This is a genomic window from Nocardioides sp. Z43_10 (genome assembly GCF_059766615.1).
This window is the reverse complement of the sequence record NZ_JCBAJY010000001.1, coordinates 146,766-164,988: the sequence shown is the minus strand read 5'-3', so window position 1 is coordinate 164,988 and position 18,223 is coordinate 146,766. Positions and strand designations below refer to the sequence as shown.

The 18,223-nt window shown below is 73.0% G+C and carries 16 protein-coding genes; 7 read left to right on the top strand and 9 right to left on the bottom strand.

Annotated elements, in window-relative coordinates:
• Window positions 1-162: 162 nt before the first annotated feature.
• From AC6EI4_RS00835 to AC6EI4_RS00820, 4 genes are all read left to right on the top strand, one after another.
• A complete protein-coding gene (locus tag AC6EI4_RS00835; RefSeq protein ID WP_498450274.1) occupies window positions 163-615 on the top strand; it encodes an aromatic ring-opening dioxygenase LigA in 453 nt (150 codons plus the stop codon).
• A 393-nt stretch (window positions 616-1,008) separates the two neighbouring features.
• Window positions 1,009-1,287, top strand: coding sequence for a GlsB/YeaQ/YmgE family stress response membrane protein (locus AC6EI4_RS00830; protein ID WP_498425407.1), 279 nt, complete (start codon window positions 1,009-1,011; stop codon window positions 1,285-1,287).
• Window positions 1,288-1,375: 88 nt separating this feature from the next.
• Window positions 1,376-2,251, top strand: a complete 876-nt coding sequence (locus tag AC6EI4_RS00825) for an AAA family ATPase (protein WP_498425408.1) — start codon at window positions 1,376-1,378, stop codon at window positions 2,249-2,251.
• Window positions 2,248-3,645 carry a vWA domain-containing protein gene (locus AC6EI4_RS00820; protein WP_498450273.1) on the top strand — a complete coding sequence of 466 codons (1,398 nt, stop codon included), beginning with the start codon at window positions 2,248-2,250 and terminating at the stop codon, window positions 3,643-3,645. Before AC6EI4_RS00825 ends, AC6EI4_RS00820 begins: the two co-directional genes overlap by 4 nt.
• Before the next feature lie 7 nt (window positions 3,646-3,652).
• Here the strand turns inward: AC6EI4_RS00820 and AC6EI4_RS00815 are convergent, their stop codons facing one another.
• From AC6EI4_RS00815 to AC6EI4_RS00795, 5 genes are all read right to left on the bottom strand, one after another.
• Entirely contained in the window at window positions 3,653-4,984 is a 1,332-nt protein-coding gene (locus AC6EI4_RS00815; RefSeq protein WP_498425410.1) for a hypothetical protein, read from the bottom strand.
• Window positions 4,981-5,901 (bottom strand): hypothetical protein, encoded by a 921-nt coding sequence (locus AC6EI4_RS00810; protein ID WP_498425411.1) that lies wholly within the window; start codon window positions 5,899-5,901, stop codon window positions 4,981-4,983. Before AC6EI4_RS00810 ends, AC6EI4_RS00815 begins: the two co-directional genes overlap by 4 nt.
• Before the next feature lie 9 nt (window positions 5,902-5,910).
• Window positions 5,911-6,354: a hypothetical protein gene (locus AC6EI4_RS00805; protein ID WP_498450272.1), complete on the bottom strand. Its 444-nt coding sequence runs from the start codon at window positions 6,352-6,354 to the stop codon at window positions 5,911-5,913.
• A gap of 64 nt (window positions 6,355-6,418) precedes the next feature.
• Entirely contained in the window at window positions 6,419-7,621 is a 1,203-nt protein-coding gene (locus AC6EI4_RS00800) for a pyridoxal phosphate-dependent aminotransferase (RefSeq protein WP_498450271.1), read from the bottom strand.
• Window positions 7,622-7,660: 39 nt separating this feature from the next.
• Window positions 7,661-9,175 (bottom strand): FAD-binding protein, encoded by a 1,515-nt coding sequence (locus tag AC6EI4_RS00795; protein ID WP_498425414.1) that lies wholly within the window; start codon window positions 9,173-9,175, stop codon window positions 7,661-7,663.
• Between the two features lie 115 nt (window positions 9,176-9,290).
• Here AC6EI4_RS00795 and AC6EI4_RS00790 point away from each other — a divergent pair, with 115 nt between their 5' ends.
• Window positions 9,291-10,802 carry a potassium/proton antiporter gene (locus AC6EI4_RS00790; RefSeq protein WP_498425415.1) on the top strand — a complete coding sequence of 504 codons (1,512 nt, stop codon included), beginning with the start codon at window positions 9,291-9,293 and terminating at the stop codon, window positions 10,800-10,802.
• Between the two features lie 12 nt (window positions 10,803-10,814).
• On the opposite strand, the gene AC6EI4_RS00785 is transcribed toward AC6EI4_RS00790, so the two are convergent.
• The 3 genes from AC6EI4_RS00785 to AC6EI4_RS00775 are packed head-to-tail and all read right to left on the bottom strand — an operon-like array spanning window position 10,815 to window position 11,846.
• The gene (locus tag AC6EI4_RS00785; protein WP_498425416.1) at window positions 10,815-11,330 is read right to left on the bottom strand and encodes a LytR C-terminal domain-containing protein; all 516 of its coding nucleotides are present in this window, start codon (window positions 11,328-11,330) and stop codon (window positions 10,815-10,817) included.
• Complete coding sequence (locus AC6EI4_RS00780; protein ID WP_498425417.1) at window positions 11,330-11,626, bottom strand: type II toxin-antitoxin system VapB family antitoxin; 297 nt, start codon at window positions 11,624-11,626, stop codon at window positions 11,330-11,332. Before AC6EI4_RS00780 ends, AC6EI4_RS00785 begins: the two co-directional genes overlap by 1 nt.
• Window positions 11,627-11,672: 46 nt before the next feature.
• Entirely contained in the window at window positions 11,673-11,846 is a 174-nt protein-coding gene (locus AC6EI4_RS00775) for a hypothetical protein (RefSeq protein ID WP_498425419.1), read from the bottom strand.
• 199 nt (window positions 11,847-12,045) lie between these two features.
• Here AC6EI4_RS00775 and AC6EI4_RS00770 point away from each other — a divergent pair, with 199 nt between their 5' ends.
• Window positions 12,046-12,486, top strand: coding sequence for a nuclear transport factor 2 family protein (locus AC6EI4_RS00770; protein ID WP_498425420.1), 441 nt, complete (start codon window positions 12,046-12,048; stop codon window positions 12,484-12,486).
• Window positions 12,487-12,688: 202 nt separating this feature from the next.
• Here the strand turns inward: AC6EI4_RS00770 and eccCa are convergent, their stop codons facing one another.
• A complete protein-coding gene (gene eccCa / locus AC6EI4_RS00765) occupies window positions 12,689-16,678 on the bottom strand; it encodes a type VII secretion protein EccCa (RefSeq protein WP_498450270.1) in 3,990 nt (1,329 codons plus the stop codon).
• Between the two features lie 121 nt (window positions 16,679-16,799).
• On the opposite strand from eccCa, the gene AC6EI4_RS00760 reads away from it, so the two are divergent.
• Window positions 16,800-18,182: a hypothetical protein gene (locus tag AC6EI4_RS00760; protein ID WP_498423533.1), complete on the top strand. Its 1,383-nt coding sequence runs from the start codon at window positions 16,800-16,802 to the stop codon at window positions 18,180-18,182.
• Window positions 18,183-18,223: the final 41 nt, after the last annotated feature.

Below are 18,223 nucleotides of genomic sequence, written 5' to 3'. Positions count from 1 at the left end.
TCGAGGGCCCTTCCGCCGTGGAGTCCCGGGGAGTCGCCGCCCGATGATTGAGGTATCAGGAAGAACGCGAGAAAACCTCTCCCCAGCTTGGGTTTGGACTCAAACGTCTTCACTCAACGTCCTTGGGAAAGGGACAGTGTTATGGCTACGAACACTCGGACCATGAAGGTCCTCGCCAGCATCATCGGACTCGTCGGAGCGGTCATGCTCGCCGGTGGCGGCATCGCCTGGGTCATGGTGTCCTCGCAGTTGCAGGCACAGAACATGACGGTCTCTCCGTACACCGAGGACAACCCCGGCAAGTACGCCGGCGACGTGGTGGACGGCCCGCTCACCGCGTGGGCGCAGGCCGACGTGATCGACACCCACGCGCTCGCGGCCACGGCCGGCAAGACCTACGCCCAGCTGGACAAGGAAGACCCGGTGCGCCCGACCGCGATGAACGGCTCGCTCCTGCGTGGCGCCCTGTTCACCTCGGTGTTGGCCTTCGGTGTCTCGTTCATGGCCGGTGGCGTCGGCCTGGTCCTCATGCTGCTCGCCGCGGCGCTGTTCGTCTCGGTGAAGAAGGACGCGGCCCCTGTGGCGGTCGCTGGGTCTGGGTACGCCACGGCGTAGTCGTAGCCGCTACGCAGCGGCAGCTCTCAGTCCTACCGCCGATCCCGCCCGGGGAGCCTCCCGGGCGGGATCGGTGCGTCGGCGCCGGGACCCGGGGACGGTGGCCAAGGGCCCATGCCAAGTAGGGACTTCCGGCCCTTTGCCCTCCCCGCCGCCCAGGGCTTAAATAGTGACTGCGAGGAGAACCGAGGCAGAGGTGGCGTCAGGTGGCTGGGCGACCAGCATACCGGCCAAGACTCCTACACCGTGTCAAACGGCCTGGTTCTCCTCGCCATACTTTTGTCTGGAACATTGGTCACGCCATACGACCAGTTACGAAGCGCGGAGATCGGGTACCGGTCCGTCACAGATCCTTCGACCATGAGGGACAAGCTTCGGAAGAGGACGCGAAATATGTGGGACATCATCGGCCTCCTCATTGGCGGCATCATCATCGGACTGCTCGGCAAGCTGGTTGCCCCGGGTGACAAGGACAACACGCCGATCTGGCTGACGATCCTGTGCGGCATCGGCGGCATCCTGCTGGGCTACTACATCTACGCCGCCTTCGGTGGCGACGGCAGCAGCGGCATCGACTGGGTGCGCTGGATCGTCGCCATCGTGGTCTCCGCGGTCCTCGTTGTGATCGCCTCGACCCTCACCGGTCGTAACAGCGGCTCCCGACGGGTCTGACCCGCGAGCAGCCTCTGACGGCGAGCAGCCTTCGACTGCCCGGCACCCCGACCAGGGTGCCGGGCAGTCGTGCGTCAGGATGGCCCGCATGACGTGGTTCACCTCGCAGGAGCAGACCGCCACCCAGCTGGCCTCGGCCGGGTACCTGGCGGATGCGGCCACCGTGACGACCACCTACCTCGCCGGCGTGCTGGAGAAGCCGCTGCTCATCGAGGGCCCCGCCGGAGTGGGCAAGACCGAGCTGGCCAAGGCGGTGGCGCAGGCGGGCGGAGCCGAGCTGGTCCGGCTGCAGTGCTACGAGGGTCTCGACGAGGCCCGCGCCCTCTACGAGTGGAACTACAAGAAGCAGCTGCTGCGCATCCAGGCCAGCGGGGCCGGGGAGTCGTGGGACGAGACCCACGACGACATCTTCACCGACGAGTTCCTGCTCACCCGCCCCCTGCTCACCGCGATCCGACGCGCCGAGCCGACGGTGCTGCTCATCGACGAGATCGACAAGGCGGACGTCGAGGTGGAGGGCCTGCTGCTCGAGGTACTCAGCGACTTCCAGGTGACGATCCCCGAGCTCGGCACGATCAGCGCCGTACGGCGGCCGTTCGTGGTGCTGACCTCGAACGCGACCCGCGAGCTGTCCGAGGCGGTACGGCGCCGGTGCCTCTACCTGCACCTGGGCTACCCCGACGCCGAGCGCGAGCGCGAGATCGTCACCTCCCGCGTGCCCGGGCTGGAGCAGGCGCTGGCCGTCCAGCTCGTCGAGACCGTCGCCCGGCTGCGTGAGCTGGAGCTGAAGAAGGCGCCGTCCATCGCCGAGAGCGTCGACTGGGCGCGCACCCTCGTCGCCCTGGAGATCGGCGACCTCGACGCCGAGACGGTGCGGGCCACGCTGGGCGTCGTGCTCAAGCACGCCTCCGACCAGGACCGGGCGATCCGTGAGCTGCGCCTGGCTGCCGCCCGGACGAGATGACCTACCTCGACACCCACCTCGGCTTCCTGGAGGCGCTGCGCGCCGCCGGACTGCCGGTGTCGCTGGCCGAGGACCTCGACGCGGTCGCCGCGCTGACCCGCCTGGAGTGGACCGACCGGGAGACCCTGCGGGCCGGCTACGCCGCGACGCTGGTGAAGCGCCAGGCCCAGCGGCCGACCTTCGACGCCCTCTTCGACGTCTACTTCCCCCGGATGGTCGGCGACGGGGTGCAGGCGGAGCAGGAGCGCGCCCAGGAGGAGGGGGCGCTCGAGCAGGCGGGTCGGCCGGCGGCCCTGCGTGACTCCGCCGCGGCGCTGCACCAGCTGCGCGAGCGCCTCGCGGAGGCCCTCAGCGCGGGCGACGAGGCGCAGCTGCTGCAGCTCGCCGGTGACACCGTCGGCCGGTTCGGGGCGATGCCCGGGCGGGGGGCCGGACTCTCCTCGTGGTCGGCCTACACCGCGCTGCAGCGGGTCTCGCCCCAGGAGCTCGTCGACCGGGTCGTCGCGGCCCTGCAGGGCGCCGGCCTGGGCGACGACGAGGCGCGGGCCCTCGCCGGGCGGCGCATCGGCGCCTTCACCCGCCAGGTCGAGGACGACGCGCGGCGCCGCATCGCGGAGGAGAAGGGCGCCCGCCACGTCGCGGACGTCACCGTGCGTCCCTCCCTCGAGCAGCTCGACTTCATGGCGATGCGGCGCGCCGACCTCGAGGAGCTGCGCCGCCAGATCCACCCGCTGGCTCGCCGGCTCGCCACCAGGCTGACCCAGGAGCACCACGCGAACCGGCGCGGCCCGCTCGACTTCCGCCGTACCGTCCGGGCCTCGATCTCCACCGGTGGGGTGCCGCTGACCACCCACCACAAGCCGAAGCGTCCGCACCGCACCGAGCTGGTGGTGCTCTGCGACGTCAGCGGTTCGGTGGCCAACTTCGCGCAGTTCACGCTGCTGCTCGTCTTCGCGCTGCGCGAGCAGTTCCAGAAGGTGCGCGCCTTCACCTTCATCGACGACGTCCACGAGGTCACCGGCCACTTCAGGCCCGGCGCCGACGCCGCCGAGGTGATGGCCGAGCTGGCCGCGAGCGCGGCGCACGCGGCGCTGTGGGGGCGGACGAACTACGGCCGGGCGCTCACCAAGTTCGGCGAGCGGCACCTCGACGCGATCGGTCCGCGCACCTCGCTGCTGATCCTCGGTGACGCCCGGTCCAACAACAGCGACCTCGCGGTCTCGGCGCTCGAGGAGCTCGCCGACCGGGCCCGTCACTCCTGGTGGCTCAACCCCGAGCACCGCCGACACTGGGACACCGGCGACTCCGCCGCGAGCGCCTACGGCGAGGTGGTGCCGATGGTCGAGTGCCGCAACCTCACCCAGCTCGGCGAGTTCGTCCACGACATCCTCTGAGGCCGGCTCAGGGAGCCAGGTACCCCAGCTCACGCAGCCGCTGCGCCTCCTCGATCAGCACGGGGTGCCCGGAGGCGTCGGCCGCCCGCCCGCCGGCGACGTAGGGCCCGTCCGCGTCGGCCTCCCCGCCGTCGAAGACGACCGTGAGCCGGTTGGCGACGTTGATGTTCAGCAGCGAGCCGAGCAGCGCGATCGGGTCCCTCCTGTCCTCGAAGGAGAGCACGTGGGTGGTCGGCGGGATCCGGGGGACCTGCGAGGGCGGGGAGCCGGCCGTCACCACCTGGTCCACCACGAACCGCTCGGAGCCTGCCCGAGCCGCCACCTCGGCGGCGGTGACCCCGCCCTGGCCGAAGCCGACCAGCATCACCCGGGTGTCGGTGCCCCCGCCGACCGCCGCCTCCAGGGAACGGATCACCTCGGTGGCATAGCCGGACGGGTCGCCGCCGACCAGTCGCAGCCGCGGTCCGCCCGCGGTGGCCGAGCCGGGGATCCAGGCGATCAGGCGGGCGTCGTCGACCCGCTGGATGCGCATCTGGCCGGACTCGGCGGCCAGTACCCGCATCACCTCCTCGAAGCCGCGCGGGGCACCGCCCTCGTGCAGGTCCACCTCGGACACCGGCTGGGTCGCCGCGAACCCGCCGGCGGCGTCGCGCAGCGCGGCGCTCCCCTCGGTGGTGAGCGGTTCGACGCCCAGCGCCCGCAGCCCGCCCCGGGCGGCCAGCGCACCGTCGTCGCCGGCGAGCGCCGGCGTGGCGAGCAGCGAGCGCATCTGCAGGCTCTCGAGCAGACCGCCGCCGCCGGACATGTGGTCGAGCAGGTCGGGGTTGTTGCCGGCGAGCTCCTCGAGGTACGACGCGACGCCGTCGCGGTCGAGCGCGTCGGTCTCGATCAGCCCCGCGGACACGATGGCGCCGCCGAGGGCGACCTCCGGTGCCAGGTAGCCCACCGCCCGGCCGGCGATCGAGCCGAGCGTGCGGTAGGCGGCCTGCTGGAGGTCGTCGATCCAGCGGTAGGTCAGCACGGTGGCCCGCACGACCATCGCGTCGGCGTCGAGCTCGGCCGCGCGGGCGACCAACCCGTGCGGACCGGTGGTGGCCTCCCGGACGTCCTCCTCGACCCGGGCGAACGTGGGCGGGGACAGCGGCGCGGAGGCGACCACGTCCTCGTCGGTGAGCACCTCGGCGCCGAGCTGGGCTCGCTCGCGCAGCCGGGCGCCGGCGTCGTCGAACAGGCCGGCGAGGCGCAGCATCTCGTCGTACTTGTCGCTCAGCACCTGCTCGGGCGCGTCGACGGTGTCGAGGGGGGTGTCGAAGGCGTCGCCGACCGGTCCGCCGCTCATCCGGACACCTCCGCCAGAACCGGCGCCAGGAGGGCAGCCAGGTCGGCCGGCTCCACCCGGCTCACCTCGAGGCGTGGGCCGTCCTCGGCGACGTGCGGGCGCAGGGCATGCCAGCCGTCGGCGAGCAGCAGCCAGGAGACGACACCGACCACGGTGCGCTCGGTGGTCGTCACGTCGGCGACCAGCGCCCGCAGCCGCCCCTGCGCCTCCTGCGCGAGCGCCGCGAGCAGCGCGTCGACGTCCCCGCTCGGCAGCGGCGAGCCGGCCTGGTCCAGGGCGGGGCCGGCATTCTCGGTCAGCACGCTGAGTACGTCGCGCCGACCCGAGCGGATCGCCTCGCCGGCCGCGTCGGCGAGCTCGTAGGGGAGGTCGACGCACGCGGGCACCGCGGAGGTCCGCAGGGCGAGGTCGGCGGGCAGGGCGGCCACCCGGGCGAGCTCGCCGGCCCACCGGTCGATGCCGAACCAGGCCAGCTCGAAGACCACGCCGTCGGCGGTCGCCAGCGTCGCCACGGCGTCGCGGCTGTGGCGGTGCCAGGCCTTGACCTGGGCGGACCCGACGGCGAGGTCGAGATCCAGGGCCAGCCGCGGTGTGGCGAGCAGCCCGACGGCTCCGGTCAGCCCGGCGTCCATCCCGTCGTCGGTGAGCAGCCCTCGGCGGCGCAGGGTCTCCTCGGCGGGGTGCAGCGCGGACAGCGCAGCCCGGTAGGCGGCCTCCTCGGGGGAGCCGGGGCTGCGGCCCAGCCGGTCGTCGAGCGGGTTCTCGGAGGCCGACGCGGGCTCGAAGGGCAACGGCGCGTCCCCGGCCCGGGCGGCCACCAGCCGCAGCTCGGGCAGGGTCAGGGCCACCCTCCGCGGCAGCTGGTCGAGCAGGCCGGAGGGGGCCGGCACCGGCTCGGTCAGGTCGATGGTGGGCATCTCAGGTCCTCAGAGTCCGGGCAGCGTGATGTCGAGCCAGTCGCGATGACCGGACGGCGGGGGCTCGAAGGCCAGCAGGATCCGGTCCTCGGGCGTCGGCTCGCGGCGTACGCCGGCGGGGTCGTCGTGCGCGTCGAGCTTCGTGAGCCGGGCCCGCGCATCGGCGGTGAGCCTCGCGGCTCGGCGCTCGATGCCGGCGATCGTCTCCTTGAGTCGGTCGACCTCGTCGCGGTGCGCCTGGAGCGACTCCGCGGCGGTCTCGTGGGAGCGCGCGGTGTCGCGTAGCTGGACGGACCGCTCGCGCACCCGGTCCCGCATCATCGAGGCGGCACGTCCGGTCCACGCGACCGCGTCGGCCCGCGAGACCAGTTGGTCGGCCAGGGCGCGGATGTCGTCGCCCTGCTCGCGCAGCTGGGCGGCGCGTCGGCGCAGTGCGGCCGTGTCGCCGTACATCAATCACCCTTTCGCGTGTTCATGACCCGGCATTCCCGAGAGTCCACCCCTTGAAACCCCGCGGTCAGTCGACCAGGTGGGGCAGGGCGCCGCCGATCCGCTCGAGTGCGGCGGTCAGATCGGCGCTGGGTCCGGCGAAGCTGAAGCGCAGGAACCGGTTGCCCACGGCCGTGTCGAAGTCGACCCCCGGGGCGACGGCGACGCCGGTCCGGGCGAGCAGCCGCCGGCTCAGCTCGAGGCTGTCGTCGGTGAGGTGGCCCACGTCGGCGTAGACGTAGAACGCCCCGTCGGCCGGGGCCAGCCGGTCGATCCCCAGCGAGGCCAGCCCGTCGATCAGCAGCCGCCGGTTGGCGGCGTAGCGCACCACGTGCGCGTCGAGCTCGGCGTAGGACTCGTCGGTGAAGGCGGCCACGCAGGCGCGCTGGGCGATCACCGGGGGACAGATGGTGAAGTTGCCGGTGAGGACGTCGACCGCGCGGCGCAGCCGGCGGGGCACCAGCATCCAGCCGATCCGCCAGCCGGTCATCGAGAAGTACTTGGAGAACGAGGAGAACACGATCGCCTCGCGCGAGGTCTCCCAGGCGGAGCGGGCGAGCGGGTCGTAGCCGTCGAGCGGCGCGTACTCGATCCCGTGGTAGATCTCGTCGGAGATCAGCTGGACCCGGTGCTCCTCGCACCACGTCGCCAGCGCGGCCAGCTCGCTGGGCATCAGCATGGTGCCGGTGGGGTTGGCCGGGCTGGCGACCACCAGGCCGCGGATGTCGGGGTCCTCGGCGAGCAGCGCGTCGAGCTGGGCCACGGTCGGCTGGAAACGGGTCTCCGGGCCGCACGGGATCTCGACGACCTCGCAGCCCAGGGCGGTGAGCACGTTGCGGTAGCAGGGGTAGCCCGGGCGCGCCATCACCACCTTGTCGCCGGCATCGAACGCGGCGAGGAAGGCCAGCAGGAAGCCGCCGCTGGAGCCGGTCGTCACCACCACGTCCTCGGGCTCGACCACGATGCCGTGCATGCGCCGGTGGTGGGCGGCGATGGCCTCGCGCAGCTCGACGATGCCGGTGGCCACGGTGTAGCCCAGGGGGTCCTCGGAGCCGAGCAGCCGGATCGCCTCGGCCCGGACCGGGGCGGGTGCCCCCGAGCTGGGCTGTCCGGCGGTCAGGTTCAGCAGGTCGCCGTGGGTGCGTTGGCGCTCGGCGGCGGCGGCCAGCACGTCCATCACGTGGAACGGCGGCACGGCAGCCCGTGACGCCACGGCGTACCGGTCGGGCATGTGCTCTCCTCGGGTCGGCGCCGCCCCGAGCCCGGGGGGTCAGCGCGGGGTCAGCGCGGCATGGCGACCCGCCCGGCGACCGAAGAAGGAGCCCTCGCCGAGCTGGGTCCCCGAGCAGTATCCCCTGCCGTCCTGGGCGAGGTTGGAGGCGCACGCCCCCGCGGCGTACAGCCCATGGACTACCGAGCCGTCCGCGCGCTGCACCTCGCCGTCCACGGAGGTCCGCAGGCCGCCGAGGGTGAAGCCGGCGTAGAGGGCGTTGCCCAGCGTCAGGTCGAAGACCCCCCACGGCCCGGCCTCCTGCGGCGCCAGCCACTCGGGCGCCTTGTGGAAGTCGGGGTCCTCGCCGCGCGCGGCGTGCGCGTTGTAGCGCGCCAGGCTCGCCTCGAGGGCGCCCGGGGGCATGTCCAGCGCCTCCTCCATCTCCGCGAGGGTCTCGAAGCCGTCGAGGAACGGCACCAGGGGCATCGCGGGGTGCTCGACGTGCTCGCTGTCGACGATCAGGTACGCCGCGGCGCCGGGCTGCGCGAGCACGAACCCGCTGGTGCGGGCGTGGTAGGAGTCCTCGGCCACGAAGCGCTGCCCGAGCCGGTTCACGATCAGCCCGGTGACCAGGCTGGAGGGCGGGTAGAACGGGGCGGTGATGAACGGCTGGTCCATGTGCCGCAGCTCGGCGCCGACCGAGGCGCCCATCCGGATCCCCAGCCCGTCGTCATAGGTGGAGCCGAGGGTGAACAGCTTCCCGCCGAGCGCCGGGGTGTGCTCGGCGACCATGTCGGCGTTCATCACGAACCCGCCGTTGGCCAGCACCACGGCACCGGCGCGCACCGTGCCGCACTCCTGGAAGCGGCGCCAGCCCAGGCCCAGCACCCGACCGCGCTCGTCGGCGACCAGGTTGGTGGCACCGGTCTCGTAGCGGACCTCGACGCCGGCCGCCTCGATCTGCGCGCGCAGCAGGTCCATCACCAGCTGGGTGCCGCCGGTGTCACCGGGCACCGGGACCTTGTGTCCGCGCGGCGCCGGGACGGCCTGCTCGGAGAACGGCCACACCTTCTCGTTCCCGGTGAACATCAGCCCCTCGGTGCCGGGCTGGATCACGTTCTTCTCCGGGTAGTAGGAGCGCTCGAACTCGAAGCCGAGCCCCTCGAGCCAGTCGAAGTGCTCCACGGAGCCCTCGCAGTAGGCGCGGATCTTCTCCGGCTCCGGGTCCAGGGAGGTGGCCAGCAGGTAGCGGTACATCTCCTCGGGGGAGTCGGGGTGCCCGGTCGCCTGCTGCACCGCGGTGCCGCCGCCGAGGTAGAAGTGGCCGCCGGACATGCTGGAGGTGCCGCCGTGGACTGCGGCCCGCTCCAGCAGCAGCACCCGGGCGCCGGCCCGGGCCGCCTCCAGCGCCGCGCAGCCGCCGGCGATCCCGAAGCCCACCACCACGACGTCGTAGGCACGCCGGGCGGGGCCGTCCGCGGGGCCGTCCGCGGGGTCCAGGGCCGAGGCGGGCAGGACCGCCGGCAGCGTCGTTCCCCGCGCCTCGGAGGGCGTGGGCTGCTCGCGAGTCATCGCCGCAGCGTAGCCGTCAACTAGAACAAGTTCCAGTTTTGGCGGGAGGTCATGCACCTAGACTGACCTGACCGCGATCCGTCCGAGCACCGTCGGCCCTGCCTGAGAGGCGACCTTGACCTTCGACGTCCACCAGCTCGACTCCTTCGTGCTGGTCGGATCGCTGGTCACGCTGCTGGCCGTGCTCGCCGTCCGGGCCTCGACCCGCGCCGGACTGCCCAGCCTGCTGATCTACCTGTTGATCGGCGTGGCGCTCGGCGAGTCCGGGATCGGCATCGACTTCGAGGACGCCTCGATGGCGCACGCCCTGGGCTTCGGGGCGCTGGCGGTGATCCTGGCCGAGGGCGGCCTGACCACGAGCTGGCGCGAGGTGCGCCCGGCGATGCGGCTGGGCCTGTCGCTGGCCACGATCGGGGTGGCGATCTCGGTCGCGGTGGTCGCGGTCGGGGCCCACTTCCTGCTCGGGCTGCCGTGGGAGTTGGCCATCCTGCTCGGCGCGGTCTGCTCGCCCACCGACGCGGCCGCGGTCTTCTCGGTGCTGCGGGTGGTCCCGCTGCCCCGGCGGCTGACCGGGGCGCTGGAGGCGGAGTCGGGACTCAACGACGCGCCCACCGTGGTGTTGGTGACGCTGATCTCCAGCGGGGCGGCGGCCGACCAGGGCCCGCTCGTCGTCGTCGGCGTCGTCGCCTTCGAGCTGCTCATCGGCGTCGCCTCGGGACTGCTGTTCGGGTTCGGGGGAGCCTGGGTGATGCGGCGCGCGGCGCTGCCCTCGACCGGGCTCTACCCGGTGGCGATCCTCTGCCTGGCCTTCGCCGGGTACGGCGCGGCCGCCGCGGTGCACGGCTCCGGGTTCGCGGCGGTCTACGTGGCGGCGCTGATCCTGGGCAACAGCGACCTGCCGCACCGCGGCGCGACGCGCTCCTTCGCCGAGGGCATCGCCTGGCTCGCCCAGATCGGGCTGTTCGTGATGCTCGGCCTGCTGCTCTCCCCGGGCCGGATCACCCTGCAGACGGTGTTCCTGGCCCTCGCCGCGGGGCTGATCCTGACCTTCGTCGCGCGCCCGCTGTCGGTGGCGGTCAGCTCGCTGGTGGAGCCGATGCCGCTGCGTGAGCTCGGGTTCGTCTCCTGGGCGGGGCTGCGCGGAGCCGTTCCGATCGTGCTGACCACGATCCCGCTGGCTGCCGGCGTGGACGGCGCCGGCCGGCTCTTCGACATCGTCTTCGTGATGGTGGTGTTCTACACGCTGCTCACCGGCCCCACGCTGCCGTTCGCGGCGCGGGTGCTCGGGGTCGCCCGACGCGCGGAGCCGCGTGAGCTCGACGTGGAGGCCGCTCCCCTGGAGCGGGTTGCCGCGGACCTGCTCCAGGTGACGATCAGCCCGCACTCGCGCCTGCACGGGGTGGAGGTGGGCGAGCTGCGCCTGCCCCCGGGGGCCTCGGTCTCGCTGGTGATCCGGGACGCGGAGACGCTCGTCCCCGACCGCCGTACGGTCCTGCGTCGAGGTGACGACCTGGTGGTGGTCACGCCGCGCAAGCTGCGCGAGGCGACCGAGCACCGGCTGCGCAAGGTCTCGATGCACGGCCGGCTCGCGCACTGGCTCGACGGCGGCGAGGGGCGTCCCGCCTGAGGCGAGGGCAGCTCAGGAGACCGTGGGCCCGCAGAAGGACGTGTCGCGCTTGAGAACGATCGACTTGGGGCCCTTGCCCAGGCCCTTGAAGTCGGGGCCGACCAGGACGGTGATGGCGTCGGAGAGCGGCTCGCCCTTCACGATCTTGACCTTGCCGAGGTGCCGGGCGACCAGGCGCACGACAGGGCTGTCGGGGGTGTCGGTCAGGATCTGCGCCCGCTGCACGCGCATGTCGCGGGGGCCGTTGCCCCGCTTGCCCTCGGCGAAGCCGCGGCCGACGAGCAGGTCCATGGTGGCCGCGGCCTGCCCCTCCCGTCCGCCCGCGTTGTACACGCTGACGGTGATGTCTCCGGTGGTGACCCGGTCGCCGGCCTTGCCCTCCCGCGGCTCGCACTCCACGGGGAGCACGCTGTCGCCGAGCTTGCCGGGCAGGGGGGCGGTCAGCGCCGACCAACCCCACACCACCATGACGACGAGGATCGCGGCCAGCGTCGCCAGCGTCGCTCCGGTGCGCGCACGAGGCGTCATCAGCCCTCCAGCAGGTAGACGCGAGCGTGCAGGACGTTGCGCTGCTGCAGGGCGGCGCGCAGGGCGCGGTGCAGCCCGTCCTCGAGGTAGAGCTCACCGCGCCAGGCCACGACATGGGGGAAGAGGTCGCCGAAGAACGTCGAGTCCTCGTCCAGCAGGGCGGCGAGCTGCAGGGTGTCCTTCGTGGTCACCAGCTGGTCGAGCCGGACCTGGCGCGGCGGCACCTCCGCCCAGCCTCGCGAGCTGAGGCCATGCTCGGGATAGGGGCGTTCGTGGCCCACGCGCTTGAAGATCACGTGCGCGACTATAACGACGCCGCCCCCAGCAGGGCTGGGGCGGCGCTCAGGCCGTCCAGCGGACGAAGTCGTCCACGAGATCGGCCAGCGCGTGCACGCCGCGCAGGTCGCGGCGGTGGTCCATCAGCGTGGTCAGGGCCTGCGAGTGGCGGCTGCGCTGGACCAGCTGCTGGCGACGGATGCGGTCGAGGTCGAGGTCGACGGGGGTCTTGTCGTCCATGGGGGCTCCTCTTTCGTGAGCGGGTGATCCGGGTCGGTGGTCCGGATCCGATGACACGAGAGTCGGGGGTGAACGTCGCCGGGGGATTGACGGCGCGTTACAGGTTGATGACCTGGCCTGTGAGGTGGACTGCACCGCAACTACCGGACAGCGGGACGGCGAGGTGCTAGCCCGAGCAGCGCCCACCTAGGTTGCCGGGATGGACGACCTCGAGGCCATTCGCCAGCTCAAGTACCGCTACCTCCGCTTCCTTGACACCAAGCAGTGGGAGGAGTATGCGGAGACGTTCGTGCCCGAGGCGACCGGGGACTACGCCGGCCTGGTCTTCGACGACCGCGACTCGCTGGTGGCCTACATGCGCAAGAACATGCCGGCCGACCGGATCACCCTGCACCAGGTGCACCACCCGGAGATCACCGTCGAGGGGGACACCGCGACCGGTACCTGGTACCTGCAGGACAAGGTGATCATCCCGGCCTACAAGTTCGTGCTCGAGGGCGCGGCCTTCTACGAGGACCGCTACGTCCGCACGCCCGAGGGCTGGCGGATCGCGCACACCGGCTACCGCCGTACCTATGAGATGTCGTGGTCCACCGAGGACCTGGCTCACCTGAAGATCAAGCAGAACCCGACGCACTGAGGCTTGGGTGGCGGGTGGGGTCTGTGGGGAGGTGGCTTTCACGAGTTACCTCGTGAAACCCGCACTTCCCACGTGTTCCAACGTGTGGGAAGCGGGGGTTTCGTGTGGTCAGTACGGCGCGGGGCCCCCGGGCCAGCTCCCACGCCGCCGTGCCCCTTACGCCGCCGCCCTACGCCCTACGCCCTACGCCGTACGCCGGCGGCTACAGCGCCGGGTCGGTCCAGGCCACCTGGACGACCTCGGTGCCGCGGTCGCGGGTGACCAGCCGCCCCCGGCCGGCCGGGGCGGGACGCGGCTTGACGTTGCCGATCAGGTAGCCCTCGTCCGGGCTGCCCGAGAGCACCAGCCCGGGCACGGAGAGGTCGCGCAGCGACTGGATGACCGGCTCGTAGAGCGCGCGCGACGCGCCACCGGAGCGGCGGGCGACCACGAGGTGGAGGCCGACGTCGCGGGCCTGCGCGAGCAGCGGCTGCAGCGCCTGCACCGGCGAGCTCTGCTGGGTCGCGACGAGGTCGTAGTCGTCGACGACGATGAAGACCTCCGCCCCGGTCCACCACGAGCGGTTGCGCAGCTGCTCGGGGGTGACGTCGGGGCCCGGGATGCGGTTCTCCAGGTAGCTGGCCAGGTCACGCAGCACGGGGGCGGCCTGGTTGGCGCTGGTCAGGTAGTTGAGCAGGTACTCGTCGGGGACCTCGCCCAGTAGCGAGCGGCGATAGTCGACGACCACGATCTGCGCCTGCTTGGGCGTGCGCGTGCGCATCACCTCGCGCACGTAGCCCCGCAGCAGGGCGCTCTTGCCGGACTGGCCGTCGCCGAAGAGCAGCAGGTGCGGCTCGGCGTCGGGGTCCAGCGCGACCGGCGCCAGCTCCTTCTCGTTGATGCCCAGGACCAGGTGGCACTCGCGCCCGCCGCCGGAGCGGACGAGCTGCTCGCGGACCGGCTCGAGGTCGACGCGCTCGGGCAGCAGCCGCAGCTTGGGCCCGGCGGGTCCGCGCCAGGCCGCGACGCTGCGGCTGACCAGGTCGTCCACGCCGTCGCCCACGCTGGCCGGGTCGGGGTGCCCGTCGACGCGCGGCAGCGCCGCCAGGAAGTGCAGCTTGCCGGGGACCAGCCCGCGCCCAGGTCGGCCCTCGGGCACCAGCGCGGCCACCTTGCGATCGATCTCGGAGTCCAGCGGGTCGCCCAGGCGCAGCTCCAGCCGGGTACCGAACACGTCGCGCATCGCCGCCCGGAAGTCCGCCCAGCGGGTGGCCGCGACGACCAGGTGCAGGCCGAAGGTCAGTCCGCGGGTGGACAGCTGCTGCAGCTCGAGCTCGAGGTCGTCGAAGTCGGCGCGCAGGGTGCTCCAGCCGTCGACGACCAGGAACACGTCGCCCCAGCCGTCATCGGCACGCCCGGCGGCGCGGCGCGAGCGGTAGGTCTCGATGGAGTCGATGCCCTGGGTGCGGAAGTACTCCTCGCGGCGGTCGACCACTCCCTGCACCTCGGCCACGATCCGGCGTACGACGTCGGGCTCGGAGCGGGTGCCGACACCGGCGACGTGGGGGAGCCGGGCCAGCGGGGCGAAGGTGCCGCCGCCGAAGTCGAGCACGAAGAACTGCGACTCGGCCGGCGTGGTGGTCAGCGACATGCTGGTGACGATGGTGCGCAGCAGCGTGCTCTTGCCGGTGCGCGGCCCGCCCACCACCGCGACGTGTCCCGCGGCGCCGCTGAGGTTCATCGTCATCGTGTCGCGGCGCTGCTCGCGGGGGCGGTCCACGGTGCCGAGCGGTACGACGAGCCCGCCCAGCGCGCGCCACTCGGGTGAGACCAGGCCGAGCCGGGGGTCCTCGACCAGGTCGGGCATCAGACGGTCCAGCGTGTCGGGCACGTCGAGCGGCGGCAGCCACACCTGGTGCGCGGCGGGGCCGTGGCCGGTCATCCGGTCGACGGCCACGTCGAGCAGCGAGCGCTGCTCGTCCGGCGCGAGCACGGGGGCCGCCGCGTCCGCCGGGGCGGTGAGCGGCTCGAGGGAGAGCACCTCCGAGATCGTGAAGGGCAGGATGCCGCGGACCTTGCCGCCCTCGTCGCGGTGCACGCGGGCCCGTCCCGAGGGCGGACCGGAGACGTAGGCGGCCTTGAACCGCAGCAGCGTGGACTGGTCGGGCTTGAGGTAGCCCAGGCCCGGCACCGGTGGCAGCTCGTAGGCGTCCGGCACCCCCAGCACGCTGCGCGACTCGCCGGCCGAGAACGTGCGCAGGCCGACCCGGTAGGACAGGTGCGACTCCAGCCCGCGCAGGCGTCCCTCCTCGAGTCGCTGCGAGGCGAGCAGCAGGTGCAGGCCGAGCGAGCGGCCGAGCCGGCCGATCGCGACGAAGAGGTCGATGAACTCGGGCTTGGCGGAGAGCATCTCGGAGAACTCGTCGACGACGATGAACAGCGACGGCATCGGCGCCAGGTTCTCGCCGTTGAGGCGGGCCTTCTCGTAGTCGCGGATCGAGGCGAAGTTGCCGGCCTCGCGCAGTAGCTCCTGGCGGCGCACCATCTCACCCGACAGGGCGTCCTGCATGCGGTCGACGAGCGTCAGCTCCTGGGCGAGGTTGGTGATCACCGCGGAGACGTGCGGCATCTGCGACATCCCGGCGAACGTCGCGCCGCCCTTGAAGTCGACCAGCACCATGTTGAGCTGCTCGGGGGAGTGCGTCATCGCCAGGCCGAGGACCAGCGTGCGCAGGAACTCCGACTTGCCCGAGCCGGTGGCGCCGATGACCAGGCCGTGCGGACCCATGCCCTGCTGGGCGGACTCCTTGATGTCCAGGTGGATGAGGCCGCTCTCCCCGACCCCGATCGGCACCCGGAGCCGGTCGCGCGCGGGCCGCTGACGCCAGGCCGCGCCGGTGTCGAAGGAGTGCACGTCGCCGAGTCCCAGCATCTCCATGAAGTCGCTGGGTCCGGTGATGTCGCCGGAGGAGTCGCCGCCCGCGCTGACCGTGTGCAGCGGCGCCAGTCGGCGGGCGAACGCCTCGGCCGTGGCGAGGTCGCACTGGTCGGCGAGCGCCCGGATCGGCTGCTCGCGCGCACGCAGGGCGGTGACCGGGTGCTTGCCGTCCTCGGTGGCGGGGCTACCGAGCTCGAGGCGCAGCCGCGTCGGGTCCTCGAGCTCGCCCCAGCGGGCGGGCATGTCGAGCAGGGTGACGCCGTGCAGGCCGTACGGCGGCACCACGTGGTTGCCGGGCGGCAGGTGCCCGCCGTCGATCACCAGCAGGATGTGCGGCGTGGCCGGCCGCTCGTCGGCGCCGAAGCGGGGGCGGTCGCCGAGGTCGGGCGGCAGCAGCGCGCCGAGATCGTCCAGGGACGTGCTCACCATCCGCATCGGCCCGACCGCGTCGCTGCGCTGGGCGCTCTGGGCGTGCGGCAGCCACTTGACCCAGTCCCAGTGGGCGAGGTGCTCCTCGGAGGAGAGCACCGCGACGACCAGCTGGTCGGGGCTGTGGAAGGCCGTGGCCGAGCAGATCACCGCTCGGGCCAGGGCCCGGGCCTCCTCCTCGTCGCCGCACAGCTCCACCCGGTCGAAGGCGCGCAGATCGATCGAGGCCGGCAGACGCGGCTGCAGGCGGTGCACGACCAGCAGCCGGTGCAGTGCGGAGGCGGCCACCGGGTCGACCTGGTCGACGGGCGCGCTCTCCGGTGGGACCAGGTCCAAGGAGAGCCGCTGGGAGCACAGTCCGTAGCGCACGTGCAGGAAGTCGGGATCGCCGGGACCGTGCTCCCACAGCCGGGAGCGGTCCTCGGCCAGGGCGGGGAGCGCGGAGGGCTCCGGGTGGTGCCAGGTGAGGGCGCGGCGCTGCTGGTCCGCGGCGTCGCGGGCCACCTTGCGCACGCCGCTGAGGTAGCGCAGGTACTCCGTGCGCGACCCGGTGACCTGCTGGGTCCGCTGCTTGCGCTGGCGGTCGATCTGGACGATGACGAAGCCGAGGGTGGCGAACAGGAACATGCCCGCGGCGATCAGGCTGCGGCCACGGTTCTCACCCGAGGCGCCCATGCTCGCCACCAGCACGATGGAGCCCAGGCTGCCCAGCATCGGGATGGCGTTCATCATCACGCCGCTGGCACCCTCGTGCTCCTGGATCTGCGGCGGAGGCTGCAAGACGACCTGGCCGGTCGGGATCTCGGGCTCGTCCAGCCGCTGCCCGCCCCGCAGTGTGGTGCTCAAGCGTCCCCCTCGCGTGCCTGCGCCGACCACTCGACCGCCCGGCGGGCTCGATGATAGGCGCGAGCGGGCCGAGCGACTACTGTGCCCGTGCCTGGGCTGAGACCGGTTGAGGGGGAAGTGGATGACGGCCGCGCCGATACCTGAGAGCGCCCCGTCGGCAGCCTCCGCCGACACGATCGCCGTCAGCGTTCACGGACCGGTGGGTGTGCTGGACCTGGTGGTGCCCAGCGGGGTGGTGGCGACGGACGTGGCCCGCGAGTACGCCGCGCAGACCGGGCTGGGGTCGGTCCCGCTGCTGCACGACCGGCTGGGGCGGGTGCTCGCACCGGACGCGGTCCTGGGCTCGGTGGGCGTCGAGTCCGGCGACCTCCTCGTCGCCGCCACCGGCATCCACCGGGGAAGCGCCGGCCCGCTTGGGTCCGGTCAGGCGCACCGGGTCGAGGGTGGCGGTCCGGCCGGTGCGCTGTGGGTCAGCGTCGCCGGCGCCTGTGCGCTGATCGCCGGGTGGTTCGCGTCCGTGGCGCCGTCCGAGGGTGACCGCACGCTCACGGTCGCGCTCCTCCTCACCGCTGCCGGGCTCGGCGTCCTGCCGTTCGGCCGGTACGCCGTGGCGCGGGGACTCGCCGCACCCGCGTTCGCGGCCGCGGCGGCGTACGTGGTGGCCTACGAGCCGGGGATGGCGCGGCTGCCGATGACCGTCGGGGTCGCGGCCCTCGCCGCAGCCGTCACCGCCGCCGTGGCGCGCACGCTCAGTGGTCGCCGCGACGAGGCGCTGCTGGTCTGGGTGGTCGCGGGGGCGAGCACGTTCGTGCTCACCGGGACCTGCGTGGTGCTGGGGGCGGACCCCCAGGTGGTCTGGTCGCTGCTGTTGGTCCTCGCCATGCTCGCGGCCCGCTGGGTGCCGAGCCTGGCCGTCGACGTGCCCGACCACCTGCTGCTCGACCTGGACCGGCTGGCCATCACCGCTTGGTCGGCGCGCGAGCGCCCCGCCGGTCGCCGCGGCCGGATGGTGGTGCAGCCGGCGGCCATGGAGGCGGTGGTGGAACGGGGTGCGCGCCTGGTCACGGCGGGGGCGGCCGCGGTGCTGGTCACGGTGGCCCTGGCGGCCCCGTTGGTGCTGCGGACCGCGCGGCTCGACCTGGACCGGCCGGGCGGCCGCGCGCTGGTGCTGCTGGTGGGCGGTGCGCTGCTGCTCGCGGCGCGCAGCTATCGCCACCGCGCGGCCCGGATGCTGCTGCGCAGCGCCGGGCTCGTGGCCTGGGTCGCCCTCGCCGCGCTGTTGCTGGACGGGCTGGCGCCGGGTCGGGCGGTGGCCGTCGCCGCGGCGGTGGTCGCCCTCGCGCTGCTCGCCGCGGTGGTCGCGGTCGCGGTCGGCAGGGGATGGCGCTCGGTGTGGTGGTCGCGCCGTGCGGAGGTCGCCGAGGCGCTGTGCGGGTCCTTCGCACTGGCCGCGCTGGTCGTCGCCAGCGGCCTGTTCCGCAGCCTGTGGGAATTGACATCCTGAGGTTTAGCGGGGTAGGGGCCGGGTATGCGGGTGCCTGTTCG